Annotated in this window: 14 protein-coding genes and 1 pseudogene; 4 read left to right on the top strand and 11 right to left on the bottom strand. The window is 70.1% G+C overall.

Features of this window, described 5'->3' with window-relative positions:
• Positions 1–27: 27 nt before the first annotated feature.
• The gene (locus IU449_RS22525) at positions 28–1,017 is read right to left on the bottom strand and encodes a serine hydrolase (protein ID WP_195004081.1); all 990 of its coding nucleotides are present in this window, start codon (positions 1,015–1,017) and stop codon (positions 28–30) included.
• The gene (locus IU449_RS22520) at positions 1,014–1,940 is read right to left on the bottom strand and encodes a LysR family transcriptional regulator (RefSeq protein ID WP_195004080.1); all 927 of its coding nucleotides are present in this window, start codon (positions 1,938–1,940) and stop codon (positions 1,014–1,016) included. Before IU449_RS22520 ends, IU449_RS22525 begins: the two co-directional genes overlap by 4 nt.
• A gap of 167 nt (positions 1,941–2,107) precedes the next feature.
• Here IU449_RS22520 and bla point away from each other — a divergent pair, with 167 nt between their 5' ends.
• A complete protein-coding gene (bla, locus tag IU449_RS22515; protein ID WP_324188379.1) occupies positions 2,108–3,043 on the top strand; it encodes a class A beta-lactamase in 936 nt (311 codons plus the stop codon).
• A gap of 62 nt (positions 3,044–3,105) precedes the next feature.
• On the opposite strand, the gene IU449_RS22510 is transcribed toward bla, so the two are convergent.
• Entirely contained in the window at positions 3,106–3,858 is a 753-nt protein-coding gene (locus IU449_RS22510; RefSeq protein ID WP_195004079.1) for a serine hydrolase, read from the bottom strand.
• A 439-nt stretch (positions 3,859–4,297) separates the two neighbouring features.
• Here IU449_RS22510 and rarD point away from each other — a divergent pair.
• Positions 4,298–5,176 (top strand): annotated as a pseudogene (rarD, locus tag IU449_RS22505) (EamA family transporter RarD); the annotation flags it as partial.
• A 271-nt stretch (positions 5,177–5,447) separates the two neighbouring features.
• Positions 5,448–6,398 (top strand): ADP-ribosylglycohydrolase family protein, encoded by a 951-nt coding sequence (locus IU449_RS22500; RefSeq protein WP_195004078.1) that lies wholly within the window; start codon positions 5,448–5,450, stop codon positions 6,396–6,398.
• 144 nt (positions 6,399–6,542) lie between these two features.
• Here the strand turns inward: IU449_RS22500 and IU449_RS22495 are convergent, their stop codons facing one another.
• From IU449_RS22495 to IU449_RS22485, 3 genes are all read right to left on the bottom strand, one after another.
• The gene (locus tag IU449_RS22495) at positions 6,543–9,791 is read right to left on the bottom strand and encodes an arabinosyltransferase domain-containing protein (protein ID WP_195004151.1); all 3,249 of its coding nucleotides are present in this window, start codon (positions 9,789–9,791) and stop codon (positions 6,543–6,545) included.
• A 143-nt stretch (positions 9,792–9,934) separates the two neighbouring features.
• A complete protein-coding gene (locus tag IU449_RS22490) occupies positions 9,935–10,435 on the bottom strand; it encodes a hypothetical protein (protein WP_195004077.1) in 501 nt (166 codons plus the stop codon).
• 94 nt (positions 10,436–10,529) lie between these two features.
• Positions 10,530–12,167: a DNA polymerase IV gene (locus tag IU449_RS22485; protein WP_324188377.1), complete on the bottom strand. Its 1,638-nt coding sequence runs from the start codon at positions 12,165–12,167 to the stop codon at positions 10,530–10,532.
• A gap of 228 nt (positions 12,168–12,395) precedes the next feature.
• On the opposite strand from IU449_RS22485, the gene IU449_RS22480 reads away from it, so the two are divergent.
• On the top strand, positions 12,396–13,280 hold the full coding sequence (locus IU449_RS22480) for a UTP--glucose-1-phosphate uridylyltransferase (RefSeq protein WP_195004076.1): 885 nt from the start codon (positions 12,396–12,398) through the stop codon (positions 13,278–13,280).
• A gap of 66 nt (positions 13,281–13,346) precedes the next feature.
• Here the strand turns inward: IU449_RS22480 and IU449_RS22475 are convergent, their stop codons facing one another.
• The 5 genes from IU449_RS22475 to IU449_RS22455 all read right to left on the bottom strand — a co-directional run bounded on the left by IU449_RS22475 (position 13,347) and on the right by IU449_RS22455 (position 19,273).
• A complete protein-coding gene (locus IU449_RS22475; RefSeq protein ID WP_195004149.1) occupies positions 13,347–13,883 on the bottom strand; it encodes an NlpC/P60 family protein in 537 nt (178 codons plus the stop codon).
• Positions 13,884–14,369: 486 nt separating this feature from the next.
• Positions 14,370–17,498, bottom strand: coding sequence for an isoleucine--tRNA ligase (gene ileS, locus IU449_RS22470; protein ID WP_195004075.1), 3,129 nt, complete (start codon positions 17,496–17,498; stop codon positions 14,370–14,372).
• Positions 17,499–17,794: 296 nt separating this feature from the next.
• The gene (locus IU449_RS22465) at positions 17,795–17,992 is read right to left on the bottom strand and encodes a hypothetical protein (RefSeq protein WP_195004074.1); all 198 of its coding nucleotides are present in this window, start codon (positions 17,990–17,992) and stop codon (positions 17,795–17,797) included.
• A 69-nt stretch (positions 17,993–18,061) separates the two neighbouring features.
• Positions 18,062–18,904, bottom strand: a complete 843-nt coding sequence (locus IU449_RS22460; RefSeq protein ID WP_195004073.1) for a DivIVA domain-containing protein — start codon at positions 18,902–18,904, stop codon at positions 18,062–18,064.
• 66 nt (positions 18,905–18,970) lie between these two features.
• Positions 18,971–19,273 carry a YggT family protein gene (locus IU449_RS22455; RefSeq protein ID WP_195004072.1) on the bottom strand — a complete coding sequence of 101 codons (303 nt, stop codon included), beginning with the start codon at positions 19,271–19,273 and terminating at the stop codon, positions 18,971–18,973.
• Between the last annotated feature and the right edge of the window lie 50 nt (positions 19,274–19,323).

The following is a 19,323-nucleotide window of genomic DNA, read 5'->3' as shown; positions in this document are numbered from 1 at the left end:
CAGCCTAAGCGGTCCCGGTGGATGCCCTCATCGGCGAGCGCCGTGTTCAATCGTCCGAGTCGATCGTCCGGGCCGATCGTCCGGGTCCATCGGGTGGCGCAGTGCGGTCACCGCGATCCGGGCGGCCTCGGCGATCGCCGCGTCCACCACGGGAAGCTGCGGGTCGGCGCGCGCGGCGCGCGTGAACACCGCCACAGCGACCGGGTACTCGTGCGGGAACTCGACCATCGCGACTTCGTTGCGGATCACACCGATGGTGCCGGTCTTGCCCGCCACCGTGACCCCGCGATGCGGGAACGCCGCGGTGATGCGGTGCGGCCAGACCTGGCCGGCCATCACCGCGCGCACGAACCCGGTCTGTTCCGGGGACAGGACCGTGCCGGACCAGAGCGCGCGCAGCAGACGGGTCATCTCCTCCGGTGTGGTCGCGCTGGTGTAGGCGGGGTCGTAGGCCGAGACCGACCGGGCTTCGTCGTTGTCGGCCAGCGCCGCGAAGGCCTCGGCGGTGGTGTGGGTGTCGGTGTCACGCAACAGGCTGCGGTGCATATCGGCGGTGCCGCCCACGATCCTGGTCTCGGTGAGGCCGAGATCGGTGAGTACGTCCTCGACCGCGTTCAGGCCGACCTCGCCCAGCAGCACGTCGGCCGCCGCATTGTCCGACACCGTCATCATCGAGGTCGCCAGATCGCGGCGGGTCATGGTCACCGGGTCGTGCAGTGCCGCGATGCCGGTGGGACCAGGGGTGCACTCGGCGGGGTCGATGGTGAGCCGGGAGGTGGGATCGATCTCCCCGGCATCGACGCCGCGGCAGAAGGCCACCAACAGCACCAACTTGTACACCGAGGCGGTCACCACCCGGGCGTGGCCGTCGACCGAGATCTCCGCGTCGGAGAACCCCGCCGCCGAGAACCCCGCCCCGCCGCCGCACCGCCGGGCGTGCAGCCAGCCGGTGCACCCCGCGTCGGCGAAGACGTCACGGATACGGTCCGCCGCCGCGCGACCACGTTCAGCGCTCATCGCAGGCGCTCCCGGTACAGCAGGCGGTCCAACGCTTCGGCGTGCGACTCGGCCTCGGTGCGCGACCCGGCATCGGCCCCTGAACGGGCGCCCGGTGATCGGTCATCCGGGCGTCGCGCGACACGGACCCGCAGAGCCAGCGCCTGAGGCGCCATATCCAGCCAGGTGACCCCCGCAGCGCTCGACGGCGCGGCGGTGGTGAGCCCGAAGCTGGTTCCCGCGGCGACGGCCGCCAGCACGGCACGGTCGTCGCGGGCGGTACCGACCTGCGGGTCGAGCCCGCGTTCCCGCAGCAGGTCGAGGACCGTGTCGAAGGCGGGCGGATTGGCCGCGCGGGGCGGATGCGCGAAGGTCAGATCGGCGAGCATGCGGAAGGTGGGACGTTCGGCGCTCGCGCTGCGATGGTCCGAGGGGACGATCACTCGGCGCGCGATCTTCACCACCGGCCCGGCGTCGACACCGTCGACCAGCGCCGGGTGCTCGATCACCGCCACATCGCACAGGCCCGCGCGCAGATCGGCGAGCAGTTCGACGGTCGCGCCGACGGTGGTCGACACCGTGGCGCCCGCGGCCGACCCGTGACGAAGCGCGCCGACGCAAGCGGTGACCAGCGAGTCCGGGACCGCTGCGGCCACCCCCAGGTGCACGTCTCCGCGGGCGTGGGCGATGCGCTGGGCCTCGGCCAGCAGCCGGTCGGCGTCGTCGACCAGCAGCCGGGAGCGGGGCAGCAGCTGCCTGCCCGCGGCGGTGAGCATCGCGCCCTGCCTGGTGCGGTGCACGAGGTCGACGCCGAGAAACTGTTCGAGTCGACGCAGCCCCTGCGACAGCGGCGGCTGGGTCATGTCGAGCGCGGCCGCCGCCCTCCCGAAATGTCCTTCGTCGGCGATCGAGACGAAGAAGCGGAGGTGACGGATCAGATCCATGCGGCCATTGAACCAACCGCCGCGGCCGAACCGGCGCGGCCGGATCCGCGCCCATCGCTGTTCTGGCGCTGTGCCGACGTCACGACCTGCGACGATATCGAGACCGACTCGCGGCGGGGACCTCACGATATTGGCCGCGCCCCAGCCGACCGTGATCTTCTCGGCCGGTGAAATTCCGCGTACTCGACCTCGTCCCCGTCCATCGCAGGCGATCGCTCGCCGCCGCTGTCCTGGTGCCCGTGCTCGCCGCGTCCGCCGCCTGCGACGCGACATCCGCCACCACCACCGCACCCCCGGAAGTCGTGACCACCTCGGTGGCCGCCGGCCCGCACTTCGCGGCTCTCGAGTCCACCTCGGGCGCGCGTCTGGGCGTCTTCGCCGTCGACACCGGGACCGGGCGCACAGTCACCCATCGCGAGAACGAGCGGTTCCCGATGGCCTCGACCTTCAAGGCGCTGGCCTGCGGCGCTCTGCTGCGCGACCACCCGCTGTCGTCGGGCTATTTCGATCAGGTGATCCATTACTCGGCCGCCGAGCTCGTCGAGTATTCGCCGGTCACCGAACGCCACGTCGAATCCGGGATGACCGTGGCGCAATTGTGCGATGCCGCGATCACCGTCTCCGACAACACCGCGGGTAACCAACTGCTGAAACTGCTCGGCGGACCCGCCGGTTTCACCGCTTTCCTGCGCTCCCTCGGCGACGACACCTCGCGGCTGGATCGCTGGGAGACCGAGTTGAATTCCGCGATACCCGGTGACGAGCGCGATACCACCACCCCGGCCGCGCTCGCCGCCGACTACCGCGCGCTCGTCGTCGGCGACACACTGGCCGAGCCGGAGCGCGCGCAGCTCACCTCCTGGCTCGTCGCCAACACCACCGGCGCCGCCCGCATCCGCGCCGGCCTGCCCGCCGACTGGACCGTCGGCGACAAGACCGGTTCGCCCGCCTACGGGTCGGCACTGGATGTGGCCGTCGCCTGGCCGCCGGGCCGCGCGCCGATCGTCATCGCCGTGTTGTCGACGAAGTCCGACCCCGAGGCCGAGGCCGACAACGCGCTCGTCGCCGACGCCGCCGAAGCCGCCGTGGCAGCGCTCGGCTGATGATGGCTCCGACGGCCGCGAATCCGCGACCAGTCGGCGCCTGAGGCGGTTGCCTCACGGCGTCATGCCCCGCCGACGGCGATGCCCCACTGCTGCAACAAGTCCGGTGAAATCCCGGCCAGCCCGGCCAGCATCTGCGGCAGCGCCGCCAGCACGTCGGCGGTCTGCTCGGCGGGCGTGCCATAGGTGTGGGCCGCCACCGTGAAGCCGGGCCCGAAGGACACCGAGGCCACCTCCGACGTGCCGACATCCGACCAGCCCCATTTTGTGCCGAGCACCCCGGGCAGGCGCGCGGTACCCCAATCCTGTGGCGTGCCGTCGGCGGCGCGGTCTCCGGCGGTGGCCATCCACGCCAGGATCGGCGAGGCGGGATCGCCGCTCGTCTTCGCGTGCAGGAACTCGGCGACATCGGCGCTGCTGGTGGTCGTGGCGCTCCAGTGCCCGCCCGCGCTGGTCGCGGTCAAGCCGTACTCGGCGGCGACCGCGGCTATCGCACCGGGATACTTGCCCGCCAGCGCGTCCGCCGCGGCATCGTCGGAGTAGCGGATCATCCGCTCACCGAGTTCGGTGTCCACGGCCGAACCGTCGCCGTGGCGCAGGGCGTAATCGACCAGATACAGCTTGGCGAGGGAGAGTGCGCCGTGCGGCGCATCCGCGGCACCGAGGCCCCAGCGGTGGCCGAGGTCGGTACGCACGGCGATGGTCGTCCGCGGTGCGGTGACCTCGCCGGCGGGCGCCCGCGCGCCCGCTCCTGCCCCGGGTATCAGGCATGAACCGATGAAGAGCGCCACGACCAGCAATCCGCGATGTCCCATGGTGACTTCCTCTCTCGCCTGAAGACGGGGTCCCCGGGCTCACACCCGGGGTTTCCTGCTTCACCGACAGCTGCCTTCCCACGTCGAACGTGGGACGGACTCACCGCACACAACCGAACGTTCAGGCCACCTGCTCGGCTTGCTCCCCCCGCCGCCCCATTGCGCCAATTCAACACGCCGCACCGCCAGTCTCGAACGGATGTGCGAACTCGATTCGAACAGTGGGGCCTACGCACCACATACTTCGGGTCACCTCCGAGTCCGGTTCCGGTGTCACCTCGGATCGCCACTGCGGCGAAGATCAAACATCACGGTGTCGGCTCCCTGATCGAGGCGAGGGTCGAGGCGTCTGCGATCTCGTTCGCCACGAACAGCGCCCGGGCCGCCGGGGCGATGCTCGACTGCCGGCGGCCCGGGTGAGCGCGGTAGCCTCACCGGAGTGCGCGCAGGCAGATCGCTCCCCGGTGTCGCGTTCGGTGTAGGCGCCTACTTCACCTGGGGCCTGTTCCCCGCGTTCTTCGGCCTGCTGGCCTTCGCGGGGGCCGTGGAGATCCTGGCGCAGCGGATCGTGTGGACGCTGGTGGCGGCGCTGGTCGTGCTCGCGGTGGCCGGACGGCTGCGGGAGTTGCGCGGCATCGACGCCCGCACCTGGCGGCTGGCCGCGCTGGCCTCGGGGGCGATCTCGATCAACTGGGGCGTCTACGTCTATGGCGTCACCTCCGGCCATGTGGTCGAATGCGCGCTCGGCTACTTCACCAATCCGCTGGTCACTGTTGCTTTCGGGGTGCTGATCTTCCGGGAGCGGCTGGCCGCGGCACAGTGGGTGGCGCTCGGACTCGGCGCGGCGGCGGTCGTGGTGCTGACTCTCGACTACGGCAGGCCGCCCTACATCGCGCTCACCCTGGCGGTCTCGTTCGCGCTCTACGGCCTGATCAAGAAGGTGATCCGGCTCGACGCCATGCGCAGCCTCGCCGCCGAGGGGCTGGTCTCCGCGCCGTTCGCGCTGGCCTTCCTGGTGTTCCTGGCGCTGACCGGATCGAACACCCTATTCGAGGGCCCGGTCGAAGCGGGCTTGCTCATATCCACCGGTCCGGTGACGCTGGTGCCGCTGCTGCTGTTCGCGGTCGCCGCCCAGCGGGTGCCGCTGTCCACCATGGGCTTGCTGCAATATCTGACTCCCGCCATGCAGATGGCGTGGGGCGTGGTGGTCGCCCACGAACCGATGCCCGCCTCCCGCTGGGCCGGCTTCGCCCTGATCTGGACCGCCTTGGGCATTTTCACCGCCGACGCGCTGCGCCGTGGTCGCCACGCCCGCCGTGTCCGGCTCACGCCGCCCCTCGGCGGTGAAGCGGCTGCGCCCGGCAGCCCGAATCGAGCTGCACCCGGCGACGACGATCTGGCTGCCGCCGACGACACGGAGGCCGCGCCCAGCGACACGAATCACGCTGCGTCCCGCGACACGAACGAAGCCGCGACCGGCAACGGAGAGCAGGGAGTCGGTGCGGGGCCACGGAATTGATGTCGTTCCTCGGCGGTAGATTCGATCCCGGCACGCAGCCGAGCGTGCCGGAACGAGGGGGACCGTAAAGATGAACGATTTCGCCGACCCGGCGCGAACCGGCATTCAGGACAGGATCGCGGGAGTACTGCTGGGCACCGCGGCCGGGGACGCGCTCGGCGCGGGCTACGAATTCACCCGGCCGGGCCCCGACCGGCCGATCGACATGATCGGCGGCGGGCTGGGCAATTTCGCGCCGGGCGAATGGACCGATGACACCTCCATGGCGCTGGCCGTGGCCCTGGCCGCCGACGAGCACGGTCCCGGCATGAACCTCGACGCGGTCGCCGCGGGATTCGTGCGCTGGTACGAGTCCGGGCCGCCGGATATCGGCGTGCAGACCGCGCGGGTGCTGTCCGGCCGACCAGCGACAGCCGCCGCGATGCGGGCCCGCTCGGACGCGCTCGAGGGGCGCACCGGCGGCAACGGCTCACTCATGCGTACTGCCCCGGTCGCGCTGATCCACCTCGACGACGCGGTCGAATGCGACCGATCCGCCGCGCTTGTCGGATTGCTGACCCACAGCGACCCACAGGCCGTCGACGCCTGCCGCCTCTGGACGCTGGCGATCCGCCACGCCGTGCTCGCCGCGAGCTTCGACGGCGTGCGCGCGGCCGTCGACACCCTGGACGCAGCGGCCGACTGGCACCGGCTGCTCGACGAGGCGGAATCCGGTGGGCCAGGACATTTCCCGAACAACGGCTGGGTCGTGCACGCCTTGCAGACCGCGTGGTGGGCCATCACCCACGCCGACGCGAGCTCGCCGGACCATCTGCCCGCCGCGCTCGAACTGTGCGTCCGCGCGGGCGGCGACACCGATACCACCGCCGCCATCGCGGGCGGGCTGCTCGGCGCCCGCTGGGGCGCCTCCGCCGTCCCCGCCCGCTGGCGCGAGATGCTGCACGGCTACCCCGGTCTCACCGGCGCCGACCTCGTCATGCTCGCCGGACGAATCACCCCGCCGATCCCGGAAGCCGGCTGACCCGGGGCGCACAGGGCGGTGAGCCGCACCGGCCGCGAGCCGATGCGCTCCCGTGTCGACGTCTCTGCGACCGGCGGCCGTACCGACCGCAACGATGTCGTTGAGCCAGGCATAGCGGGTGGACGGCATGCCGCCGTGGTGCCGTCAGTAGGCGGTGTTGATCGCCCCCGGCGACCACAAGCCACTGTGGTCGTGCCGGGTGATCTCCGGTTCGGCGGGCACGGCGGAGTCGTCGATGCGGGTCAACTGTTGCAGCTCACCCCAGTCGCGGTCCCAGTCGCCGTCCAGGTAGGTGGCGAGCGCCTTGGTGTGGAGGAGTTTGCCGGTCCAGCCGAGCGGACCGCCGCTGTCGTGCGACTGCCAGAGGTTGGTCACCGCCGCGCCGCCGCGGTCGGGCAGGATGCGGAAGGCGGGCACCTCGGCGATGCCGTACCGGTGATCGAAGGGGCGTTGCGCGGGGAACTGCAGGCCGACCATCCAGTCGATCAGGACCGGCTGGTCGCTGCCGACGAATTCGTCGAGGGTGACGGTCTTCGGCATCCGGGGCGGGGTCAGCGCGACCCACTGGGCCGGGTTGCGGTCGCGGTCGACAGCGACGATCCGGATGACGTCGGCCTCGGCGGGGATGGCGGTGAAGGGCACCCGCAGGTTGCGCCACGACGGCGCGGGGCCGATGTCGATCGGCGCCACCCGGCCCATCGGCTGGGCATCGCTCCCGGATCCGGCTGTGCCGTATTCGATCTCGACCTGCTGGCCGTCGGTCACCACCCCGTCGGCGTCGACCGATCTGATCCGCCCCGCGGCGCTGAGTGCGAGGATGTCCTCCCGGTCGGCCGGATCGGGCAGCCGGTACCAGCCGGTGGTGAGTTCGGCCGGGCCGGCGTCACCGGAGCGGTAGCTGCCCATGACCGGTACCCGTGTGGCGTCCAGGCCGAACGGCAACGCGGCGGTGGACCTGCCCGCTTCCTCGTTGTCGGAGGAATCCGCGCCCAGCGCGTCGGCGATGCTGCCGGAGGAATTGTCCTCCGCGTCGGGGCGCAGGTCCTGGGCCACGCCTGCCGGGGTGAAACCCGCGCCCACGCCGGTGAAGGTCGACACCACATCGCCGGAAAGCGGTTCGAGCATGCCCTCGTTCGGGTCCCGCTCGACCAGCACGTAGCCGGCCAGCCCGTGCGGCTCGCCGGTCACGGCCTCGATGTTGGACCGGGCCAGCGAGAACGATTCCCCTTGGGCCACTGCGGCTTTGGTGAAGGAACCGAGATCCCACAGGACCAGCACTGCCAGCGCGATCGTCAGCGGCGGCAGGGCCGAGACCCGCCACATGCCACGCGAGACCCGATGCGGCACGCCCCCGCCGGGGGTGCGCACATGCCACCACGCCGCCACGACCAGCAGTGCCAGCGCCAGCGTGAGGAACACCTTGTTCAGGCCGATACCCGCGACCGAAGGCGACTTGTCCCACCACGGCATGCCGTAGGAGGACACATACCACCAGCCGTTGGTGCCGGAGAACACCAGCGCGAGCAGGAAAGCGACGGCCGCGGCGAACAGCGCGCGGTTGCGCGGCGCGCGCAGCACCCGCGGGCTCACCGCCATCGCGGCCAGCACCGCCACGCCGCCGGCCACACCCGCGTACACGCCGAAGTGATGCGTCCACTTGGTCGGGGTGATCATGATCAGCAGCAGCGCGGCCGCGGTGGTGCCGAGCAGACGGCGCGACGGACCCGCGGCGGTCAGCGGAATCCGCCCGCCCCGGCGCAGCAGCACCGCGACACTGATCACCAATCCGGCCAGCATCATGAAGATGCCGATCCGACGGCCGATCGATCCGTCGACCTCCGGCTGGAACAGGTACTGGTAGCGCAGATACTCCTGGAACCAGGGCACATCCGGGCCGATCGCGTGATGCACCCGCTGCATCTCCAGCGCGGCGCTCAACGGCTGGTCGGCGAAGGCGATCGCGAGCACGAGCAGACCGGCCGCCGCCAGCGGAGCCAGCAGGGTCGCGTAGCCGACCACCCGCTGCCGCAGCGAGCCCGCCGCGCCGACCCGGTGCATGATCGAGCGCGCCACCGGGCGGATACCGGCCACCAGCGCCGCGACGCAGATGATCCCGGACGGCCCGGCGGTAACGGTGAACGCGGCCACCAGGATCGCCACCGCCGCGGGCAGCAGCCGACGGGTCGCGATCGCGCGCTCCACCGAGACCCAGGTGAGCAGCAGGCCGAGCGCGACCGGTGGTTCCGGGCGCAGACCGTTGTTGTAGGGCAGCCATACCGCGAGGAACCCGAGCGCGCCGGTCCACAGGGCGAGGTGGTTGTCGCGCACGGCGACGCCGAGCCGCGGCACCACCTCCCGGCTCAGCAACAGCCAGATCAGCATGCCCGCGATCAGGGCGGGCAGCCGCACCCACGGACTGGCGGTGGTCACCTCGGTCATGAGGCGGATCAGGTCGTAGTAAGGGGTGCCGATCGGGTTCTCCGGCACACCGAAGTACGCGAAGTAGTTGGCCATGTAGCCGGACACGCCGGAAGCCCGGGCCATGCCGAACTGGTAGCCGTCGTCGGAGGTGGTCGCGCCGATGAAATGCCAGAGCACCAGCACGCCGATCACCACGCCGTCGAGCACGGTCACGCTACGCAGGCGCGGCAGGATCCGGCGAGCACGCCTGCCGTCCTCGCGGTCGATGCGGTGCAGCGCGATCAGGGCCACGGCGGTGGCGATCAGCGCCAGCCAGATGGCGGCACGCTTGACCGGAGTCGGGGTCGAGGAGAAGCGGCTGTCGATCTCGGCGGTCACCACGGTGCCGTCGGCGACGGCCAGATCGCTGTAGATACCGACCAGCTGCGGGCGGTAGTCGCCGTCGAGCCGGACGGTCGACTCGCCGCCGAAGCCGTTCAATGTCGCCACGGCGGCGGTGGCGTCCGCGCGGACCGACAGTTCGCAGCCGGGCGCCAGTTCGGTGACCGGGACGCTGAACAGGGCCTGATTGCGCAGCACCACGTCCAGCCGGGACGGATCCTCGGTAGTGGCGGCGGTCACGCGTGCGAGGAACCCGTGACGCTCCAGGTCGGGCGATCCGGTGGGGCCGCCGGCAACCAGGACACCGCCCGCGGGGCCGAGCTGGGCGATCGCCGCGCACGGCACGGTCGCCTCGAAGGTCAGCGGCGCGTAGCCGATCAGCGGCGCTTCCACGCTGTCGGCCGAACCGTTCTGCGGCCAGGTGAGCGTGGCGGCGTCGACCCGGACGGGCAACAGCGGCACCGCGATCGCGCACATGACGCCGACCAGCGCGGCGAGCAGAGCGACCGGACGCGCCCACGCGGACCGGGAATCCCGATGCGGCGTAGGGGTTTCCGAATCGTCCGCGGAAGCCGTCCGCGGCCGGACCATGATGTCAGCCACGGCGACCGATAGTAACGGTCGATATCGAGTTCGAGTGACGCCGCGAGCGGCGACGCGGCGATACCGCGTTCGGACGCGAGTACGCACGCGGCCCGGTCCGGTCCGGGCCGCGTACGCTCAGCACGTCGGGATCAGACGCAGGCGGGCGACTGCTGGCCCAGGTTGGTCAGCATGATGCAGGCCCATTCCTTCTGGACCTTCCACTGACCGTCCTCGCTGACGAACGGCACGTCGGCGATGTTCTCCTGGCCGTTGAGCAGGATGGTGGCCTTGGCGTTGACGGTGTCACCGAAGGCGGTCACGTCGGTGACGGTCACGGTGGCGCCGGTGTCGGTGTAGGCCTGGGCCAGGCGTCCGGGGAGCTCGGGGTCGGCCTCGATGCCCTGCACCATCTCCAGCTTCTCGGAGTTGGGCACCGCGGGATCGAGCGCCCGCTGCAGCTGGGCGTTCAGCTCCGCCGCCGTCGGCACCGCCGGCGTGTCCGCCGCGGAGCTGATGGCCGCCGCGCTGGTCGTCGTCTTGGCCGGCTTGGCTTCGTCCCCACTGTCGTCACCGCCGCACGCGGTGAGGGTCAGGGAGGCGATGGCGGCGAAGCCGGCGATCGCGATGCGTCCAGTCGTACGAAGCTTCAACTGCTCGTCCTTTGCGTTCGAGTAAGGGTCGGTATCGGTGCCGGGACAGCGCGCGCTCGAACCGGCAGCGCTGCCCGGCCACCCAGGCTACCGGTCAACCGAGACTGCCGAGCGGGTCCGCCCGGGACAGACTGATGTCGTCGGCGCTGAAAGTACGCGCCGGACCCGGTCCTGTCGAACTCGTCTCGAAGCGCACGGTCACCACCCCGTGGCCGGCGCCCTGAACCCAGCCGTGCCCGTAATCCGGGTGTGACACATCCATTCCCGCGAACCACCGTCGCGCCGCCACCGGTTCGGTCCCACCGATCGAACCCCCGGCGCCCGGCGTAGCCGCGCTGTCGGCCGAGACGCGCCCGGCCGCCCGCTGCGGGTATCCCGCTGATCGCGTGCCCGTCGCACGGTCCGGCTCCCGCTCGACCTGCGAGGCCGCCCCGGCGACCGCGACGGTCGCGCCGATCCGAGCCGGTTCGACAGAGGAGATCGCGGCAGCCGGGGTGAGCCGGCCGGCATCTGTGATCGGGTCGCCCACCGCGACCGGGTGGACAGCCGGGTCCGGACTGCCCGCAGCGTCCGGACCGGGGGCTGTGCCCGGTGCGGCGACCGCGAGATCGCCGCCGAACTCACCGCGATCGAGTTCGGGAAACAGCGACTCCTGCTGAACGGTGGACAGTCCGGCGTAGCCGACGCCGACCAGCCGGATGGGCCCGAGCTCGACGGGGTCGATAGCCGAACGCTGGGCCGCTGCGGCGAGCACCGCGGGGTCGACGGTCGCGTACGGCAGGGTCGAGGAGCGGGTCACGATGCTCATGTCCGCGCGCCGGAGTTTGAGCACCACGGTGCGGGCGGCGCGGCCGTCCTTGCGCAGGCGCGCGTGCGCGGCCTCGGCCATGGCGGCGATGGCCCTCCGCAATGCGGCGAGGGTGACGATGTCGGTCTCGTAGGTGCTCTCGGCGCTGATCTGCTTGGCTTCGGCACGCTCGGTGACCGGGCGATCGTCGATCCCCCGCGCCAGGCGATGCAGTGCCGCGCCGATGCTGCCGCCGAGCAGCGAGACCGCCTCCGATTCCGGCAGCGCGGCGAACGCGCCGACGGTCTCGATACCCACCGATCGCAACCTGCTCTCGGCGACGGGCCCGATTCCCCACAGCTTGCGCACCGGCAGTCCGGCCAGCAGCGCCTGCTGCTCCTCGGGTGCGATCACCCGGATCCCATCCGGTTTGGCCAGGCCGGAGGCGATCTTGGCCAGTTGTTTACCGGTGCCCGCGCCCACCGAGGCGATCAGCCCGGTGCGTTCGCGCACCACCGCGCGCAGCCGGGCGCAGAATTCGCGCACCTCGGTCACGCTCGCTCCGGCCAGCTCGGCCGGTTCGCCGAACGCCTCGTCGAACGACAGCGTCTCCAGCACCGGGACGATCTCGCGCAGCGCCTCGAAGACCTGCCCGCTGAGGTGCGCGTAGACCGCGCCGCGGGGCGGAACCACCACCGCGCCCGCCCCGACCAACCGCCTGGCCTGATGCATGGGCATCGCCGAGCGAGCGCCGAAGGCCCGCGCCTCGTAGCTCGCGCCCGCGACCACGCCGCGCCCGCCTGTTCCGCCGACCAGCACCGGCCTGCCCCGCAGCGTGGGCCTGGTCAACTGCTCCACCGAGGCGAAGAAGGCGTCCATGTCGATGTGCAGCACCCACCGGCGCGCGGTGCGCCCGGGTTCGGGCGACACCCGCACGGTACTCACGCACCGGAATCTACGCCCGGGCACCGACAACCCGGCCCGCCTTGCCGTGGCTACGGACCGCCGATGGCTGTGGACTTGCTGTCGGGCAGCTGTGGATGAACCGAGCTCCCGCGGTGCCACACGGCCGCGTATACCCGCGCCAACCAGCCCTGATAGCGGACACGTCTGGGGCGGATCGCAGGTCCGGTTGGCCCGTTTCCCCGACCGCGATATGTGATGATCGAGGGCATGAAGATCCGAAAGGCCGTCATTCCGGCCGCAGGTATCGGCTCCCGGCTGCTCCCGCTGACCAAGGCGATCCCCAAGGAGATGCTGCCGGTCGGCGACAAGCCGGTCATCGAGCACACCGTCCGAGAGCTGGTCGCCTCCGGCATCACCGATATCACCATTGTCGTCAGCGGTGGCAAGCACGTGATCCAGGACCACTTCCGCCCCAACCCCGGCCTGGTCGAGCAGCTGCGCGCCGACGGCAAGACCGCGTTCGCCGACGCCGTGGCCGAGGTCGGCGAGCTGTCCCGGCTCGGCCACATCACCTATCTCGACCAGCACGGTCCTTACGGCAACGGCACCCCGGTGCTCAACGCCGCGCGCAGCATGGGCGACGAGCCGATGCTGGTGCTGTGGCCCGACGATGTGTTCGTCGCCGAGATCCCGCGCGCCCAGCAGCTCATCGACGCCTACGAGCGCACAGGTGCGCCGGTGCTGGCGCTCATGCCGATGGACCCGGGCGACTCGCAGCGTTACGGCGTCCCGGTGGTCACCGACGACCAGGGCGACGGCCTGCTACGCATCACGGGCCTGCGCGAGAAACCCAAGCCCGAGGACGCGCCGTCGAACTTCGCGGCCATCGGCGGCTACGTGGTGACCCCCGGCATCATCGCCGAGCTGCGCAGGCAGACCGACGAGTGGTACGAGCACCGGACCGGTGAGGTCTACCTCACCGACGCGATCAACGTCCACGCCGCCGAGAACCCCGTCTTCGGCCAGGTCATCCGCGGCCGCTGGTACGACACCGGCAATCCCGCGGACTACCTGGTCGCGCAGTTCGCCTCGGCGCTGGCCCATCCGCAGTACGGCCCGCTGCTGCGGTCGCTGGCCGGCGAACTGGGCTGAAGTGGCCTTCGGCCGGAACCGCGGCGGCCTTCGGCCGGAACCGGCCTCGGCCGGAGACAGCCTCGGTCAGAAGCGGCGAATGGTGTAGATCTCGAATCGGTCCAGCGGGCTGAGCCCGACCGGGACGCCGCGGCCGTAGGCGTTCAGCACCTGACCGAAGCCGGCGTAGATGCCCACGTGCGAGCCGTCGGGGTTGAGCACGACCACATCGCCGGGCGAGAGCGCCCACCTCGGCACCGCGGCGCCGACCTCGGCCTGTTCCCAGGTCGTGCGCGGCAGCGGCACACCCACCTGTCGGAACGCCCACTGCACCAGGGCCGAGCAGTCCCACGAGTGCGGGCCCGTCGCGCCCCATTCGTAGGGCTTGCCGACCTGGGTCGTCGCCGCCGCCAACGCGCCGAGACCGGCGAGGCTGGGCAGCGGGATCGCAGCCGAGCCACTGGCGCTGCCCGCCCCCAGACCGGAACCCAGACCTGAACCGAGGCCGGAGCCCGAACCGGAGCCTGTTCCCGAGCCCGTGCCGCTACCCGTGCCGGACCCGCTGCTGAGGCCCCCGGACACCGGAACGGGGTCGGCCCAGGCGGTACCGCCGAGGACGACCATGGTCACCATGGCGACCAGCAAACCGATGGCAATCCGTCGCAGCGGCCGTCGCACTCGGGCCCGGCACGCCCGGGGATCCGACGAACGGAGCCGTCGGGTCGGGCGCCGTCGCGCGGGGTCGTGTCGCGCCGAGCGATGTCGAGCCTGGAAACGTCTGATCATGCGAACGCGGCCTCCCTGTCGGGCAGATGGTCCGCGACGTCAGCACAGCGGTGGGCGGCGTAGCGGCGGACCTCGGCTCACCCCCGCCGCCGTCGATCTGACACGGCTCGGAGGGACGTCAGGTGGAATCGTCGACGAATCACACCGGCACCAGCGGTTAGCATGTGCCCCACATACAACATGGGCGATTCTGCCGGTCCACCCGGACCGGAAACCAGAGTTCAGCAAATATTCAGCATGTGATTTGAATCACATACTGAAGCCTCGGAGTGGTGACCGGTTGTGGCGGACCGGGGTGCGCCCGGTCCGCCACAGCCGACTCCCTCACTGCCTGACGACCACCGCCCGCATTCCACCGGACAGCTCGACCGCGCCCACACCCGCCTCGCCGAACTCCAGCGTGGTCGCCAGAATCTCCCCGGCGATCAGGTCACGGTGCGCGCGGGCCCAGTCCTGCCGCTCGTCGGACACCTCGAGCACCACCGAGATCCGGTCGGACACCTCGAGGCCGAGCGACTTGCGGGTCTCCTGCAGTTCCCGGATCAGGTCGCGGGCCCAGCCCTCGGCCTCCAGTTCCTCGGTGACGACCGAATCCAAGACGACCAGACCGGCATTGCCGGGCAGCGCGGCGGTGGATTCCGGTTCGGCGGCGACCAGTCGCTGGGTGTACTCCTCCGGCAGCAGCGTGATGCCCGCGGCGCTGACCACGCCCTCGGCATCCTCGCTCCACTGCCCGGCCTTGACCGCCTTGATCACCGTCTGCACGTCCTTGCCCAGCCGGGGACCGGCCGCGCGAGCGTTGACGACCAGCTCGAATCGGCCGTGCACGTCGACATCGGAGGTCAGATCGACCTTCTTGACGTTGACCTCGTCGGCGATGATGTCGGCGTAGGGCGCCAGCCGAGCCGCGTCCGCGGCGGCGATGGTGACCTCCGCCAGCGGCAGACGCACCCGCAGGTTCTTCGCCTTGCGCAGACTCAGCACCGTCGAGCAGACCACCCGCGCCTCGTCCATCGCCGCCACCAGCTCCGGATCGGCGGGCAGCTCACCCTCGGCCGGCCAGTCGGTCAGGTGCACCGAACGACCGCCGGTCAGCCCGCGCCAGATCACCTCGCTGATCAGCGGCAGCAACGGCGCCGCCAGCCGCGTGACGACCTCGAGCACGGTGTGCAGGGTGTCGACCGCGTCGCGCTCCTCGGACCAGAAACGCGAACGCGAGCGGCGCACATACCAATTGGTGAGCGCGTCGGCGAAGGAACGCAGTTCCTCGCAGGCCGCCGCGATGTCGTAGACCTCGAGCGCCTCGGTCATGACGTCGCGGGTTTGCGCCAGCTTCGCCAGGATGTAACGGTCGAGCACGTTCTGCGAGTCCGTGCGCCATGCACCCGGAGTCGAGGCGTAGAGCTGCAGGAACGTCCACGCGTTCCACAGCGGGCGCAGTGCATGGCTGACACCCTCGCGGATGCCGCGCTCGGTGACGATGAGGTTGCCGCCGCGCAGGATCGGCGAACTCATCAGGAACCAGCGCATCGCGTCGGAGCCGTCGCGGTCGAAGACCTCGTTGACGTCGGGGTAGTTGCCCTTGGACTTGCTCATCTTCAGCCCGTCGTCGCCGAGCACGATGCCGTGCGCGGCAACGGTTTTGAAGGCGGGGCTGTCGAAGAGCGCGGTGGCCAGCACGTGCAGGGTGTAGAACCAGCCGCGGGTCTGCCCGTTGTACTCGACGATGAAATCGCCGGGGAAGTGGGAGTCGAACCACTCCTTGTTCTCGAACGGGTAGTGCACCTGGGCGTAGGGCATCGAGCCGGACTCGAACCAGCAGTCCAGGACCTCCGGCACCCGGCGCATCGTCGACTTTCCGGTCGGATCGTCGGGATTCGGCCGGGTCAGTTCGTCGATCGCGGGCCGGTGCAGATCCACCGGACGCACACCGAAGTCGCGCTCGAGCTCGTCGAGCGAGCCGTAGACGTCCACCCGCGGGTAGGCCGGATCGTCGGACACCCACACCGGGATCGGGCTGCCCCAGTAGCGGTTACGGCTGATGTTCCAGTCGCGCGCACCCTCGAGCCACTTGCCGAACTGGCCGTCGCGGATGTGCTCGGGCACCCAGGTGATCTGCTTGTTCAGGTCCACCATCCGGTCGCGGAAGGAGGTGACCGCGACGAACCAGGACGGCACCGCCATGTAGATCAGCGGCTGACCGGAGCGCCAGCTGTGCGGGTAGGAGTGCTCGATGGTCTCGTGACGCAACAGCAGGCCCGCCGCCTTGAGATCCTTGATGATGACCGGATTGGCGTCGAAGACCATCAGGCCCTCGTACGGCGGCACCATCGAGGTGAACTTGCCGCCCGGGTCCAGCGGCTGCACCAGTTCGATGCCGTTGGCCGCGCAGACGTCCATGTCCTCTTCACCGAAGGCGGGCGCCAGGTGCACGACGCCGGTGCCGGAGTCGGTGGTGACGTAATCCGCGTTGAGCACGCGATGCGCGTGGGGGTGACCGACGAAGAAGTCGAACGGCGGGGCGTAGGCCAGGCCGGCCAGCGCCGCGCCGTCGAACTCACCGAGCACCTGGGGGTCCTCGCCGAACTCGCGGACATAGTGCGAGACACGTTCGGCCGCAAGCACATAGCGCTTGCCATCGGCGGCCTTCAGGTGGACGTAGCGCACGTCGGGATGGACCGCGATCGCCAGGTTGGACGGCAGCGTCCACGGCGTCGTCGTCCAGATCAGCGCGTTCGCGCCGTCGAGCTCGCGCAGCGGATGATCCTCGGGCACACGCAGCCGCATGTCGACGGTGACCGCCGGGTCCTGACGCATCTTGTAGGCGTCGTCGAGGCGGGTCTCCTGGTTCGACAGCGGCGTCTGCTCGTACCAGCTGTAGGGCAGCACCCGGAAGCCCTGGTAGATCAGGCCCTTGTCGTAGAGCGATTTGAAGGCCCACATCACCGACTCCATGAAGTCGAGATCGAGGGTCTTGTAATCGTTGTCGAAATCGACCCAGCGCGCCTGACGGGTCACATAGTCGCGCCATTCTCCGGTGTATCGCAGCACCGAGGACTTACACGCGGCGTTGAATTCCGCCAGACCCATCGCGTCGATCTGTGATTTGTCCGTGATACCGAGTTGTTTCTCGGCTTCGATTTCCGCGGGCAGGCCGTGGCAATCCCAGCCGAATCGCCGATCGACGCGTTTGCCGCGCATCGTCTGGAAACGCGGGATCAGATCTTTGACGTAGCCGGTGAGCAGATGGCCGTAGTGTGGCAGGCCGTTGGCGAAGGGCGGGCCGTCGTAGAAGACGAACTCTGCTGCGCCGGAACGATTCTCGATGCTCGCCCGGAAGGTGTCGTCGGCCTCCCATGCGTCGAGCACGAGACGCTCCAGTTCGGGGAACGACGCCCCGGAACCCGAGCCGAAGTCGACGCGGGGATATGCGCTGTTGTTGTCGTCCGCCATCGCGGATCCGTCTCCTCGTGCCACCGCGCCGCAGGCGCGTGTCGATGTGGGCACGGGGACGACATCGGCGCCAGGTGCGCCGAAACCGCGGTACCACCCCGTTTGTCCGGCGTCGAACGCACCGGACCTCTCTTGCGAGCTGTGACGGGCTCACCCGTTCGGTTCTACTGAGTCACTCCCGCGCAGATGCGGAAGTGACCGTTCTTCCGAAGGCTCCCCGGTGATGGCCGGATCGTTGCCGTTGGTTGTGTGTCCATTCTAACGGGCGCTGTCGAGCGGATATCTCCCCGGCCGGTTCAGCGCCGGACGTGCCGACGCGGCGGCGGAGGTCCGCCGTCGGGTCTTCGCGTGGACAGTGCGCTCACCAGCAGCAGCACCGCACCGATGGCACAGACCACGATGCAGCCCCATGCCCACAGCACCGAGCCGGTGGTCAATGCGGTCACCAGCAGCGCGAAACCCACTGCTGCGAGAACGAGCGTCATGACGAGCATGCCGACCCCTCAGGTGTCCCGAGGCCAGATCTGCCTGCGCCGACCGCTGTCCGCTGCGCCCGGGGCGGCTTACTTGCCGCCCTTGGCGAACGAAGCGGCGGGCAGACTGCCGGTGGAACCGCTGTCGGCGAAGGGCTCGCCGCCGTCCACCGGAACCGCCGAACCGCGGTTCTCCAGCTCCTCGAGCTGCGACTCCAGGTAGGACTTCAACCGCACCCGGTACTCGCGCTCGAACGTCTTCAGCTGCTCGATGCGGCTCTCCAGCACGCTGCGCTGCTGGGTGATGGTGGCCATGATCTCGGTGTGCTTGCGCTCCGCGTCGGCCTGCAGCGCGTCGGCCTTCTCCTTGGCCTGGCGCAGCTGGCTGTCGGACCGGGTCTGCGCATCCGACAGCAGGGCATCGGCCTTCTGGCGCGCCTCGGCGACCATCGATTCCGAGCGGGTGCGCGCATCGGTGACCAGACGCTCGGAATTCGCTCGCGCGTTGGCCAGCAGGTTCTCCGACTCGGTCTTGGCGTCGCTGGTCAGGCGATCGGCCATTTCCTGGGCCAGGCTCAGCACCTTGGCAGCCTGCAGATTCGCGTCCGCGGAGTTGTCCTTGGCCGGCGGCGCGGCCGCGATAGGCGCCGGTGGCGCCACGGGGACAGGAGGTTTGATCGGCTCCGGCGGCGCCTGCGGCACCGGTGGCTTGACCGCGGCGGGACCACTGCCACGGTTCTTCTTGGCATCGGCCAGCTCGGCGTCCAGCTCAGCGACCCGCTGACGCAGATCCGCGTTCTCCTCGATCAGCCGCGACAGCTCCTGCTCGACCAGGTCGAGGAAGGCGTCGACCTCATCCTCGTTGTAGCCGCGCTTCCCGATCGGCGGTTTGCTGAACGCGACGTTGTGCACATCGGCTGGAGTCAGCGGCATGGAAGGATCCCTTCACGCGTCTTGTGGAGATCGAGCAGATCTTGCAAGGTATCGTCACCCATTCTGTCACATCGGGGCGACCGGCTGGCCGAGCCTGCTGACGATCGACATCAGGATGAACACGATGAAGAGCAGGACCATTATCGACAGATCCAGGCGGATTCCCCCCAACGACACCGGGGGAATGAGCCGCCTCAGCAGTTTCACCGGAGGGTCGGTGACCGTGAAGATCACCTCCAGGATCACGGCCACGAAGCCGGTCGGCCGCCAGTCCCGGGCGAAGCTACGGATGAACTCGACGATCACCCGGCTGATGAGCAACAGCCAGAAGATGAACAGCACGAAGTACAGCACCGCGAACAAGGCCACCATGTCACTCTGCCCGAAAAACGGCGGTGTGCAAAATGGCCACACCGCCG

It is taken from the genome of Nocardia higoensis (assembly GCF_015477835.1).
GTDB lineage: Bacteria > Actinomycetota > Actinomycetes > Mycobacteriales > Mycobacteriaceae > Nocardia > Nocardia higoensis_A.
This window is presented reverse-complemented; position numbering and strand designations above follow the sequence as displayed.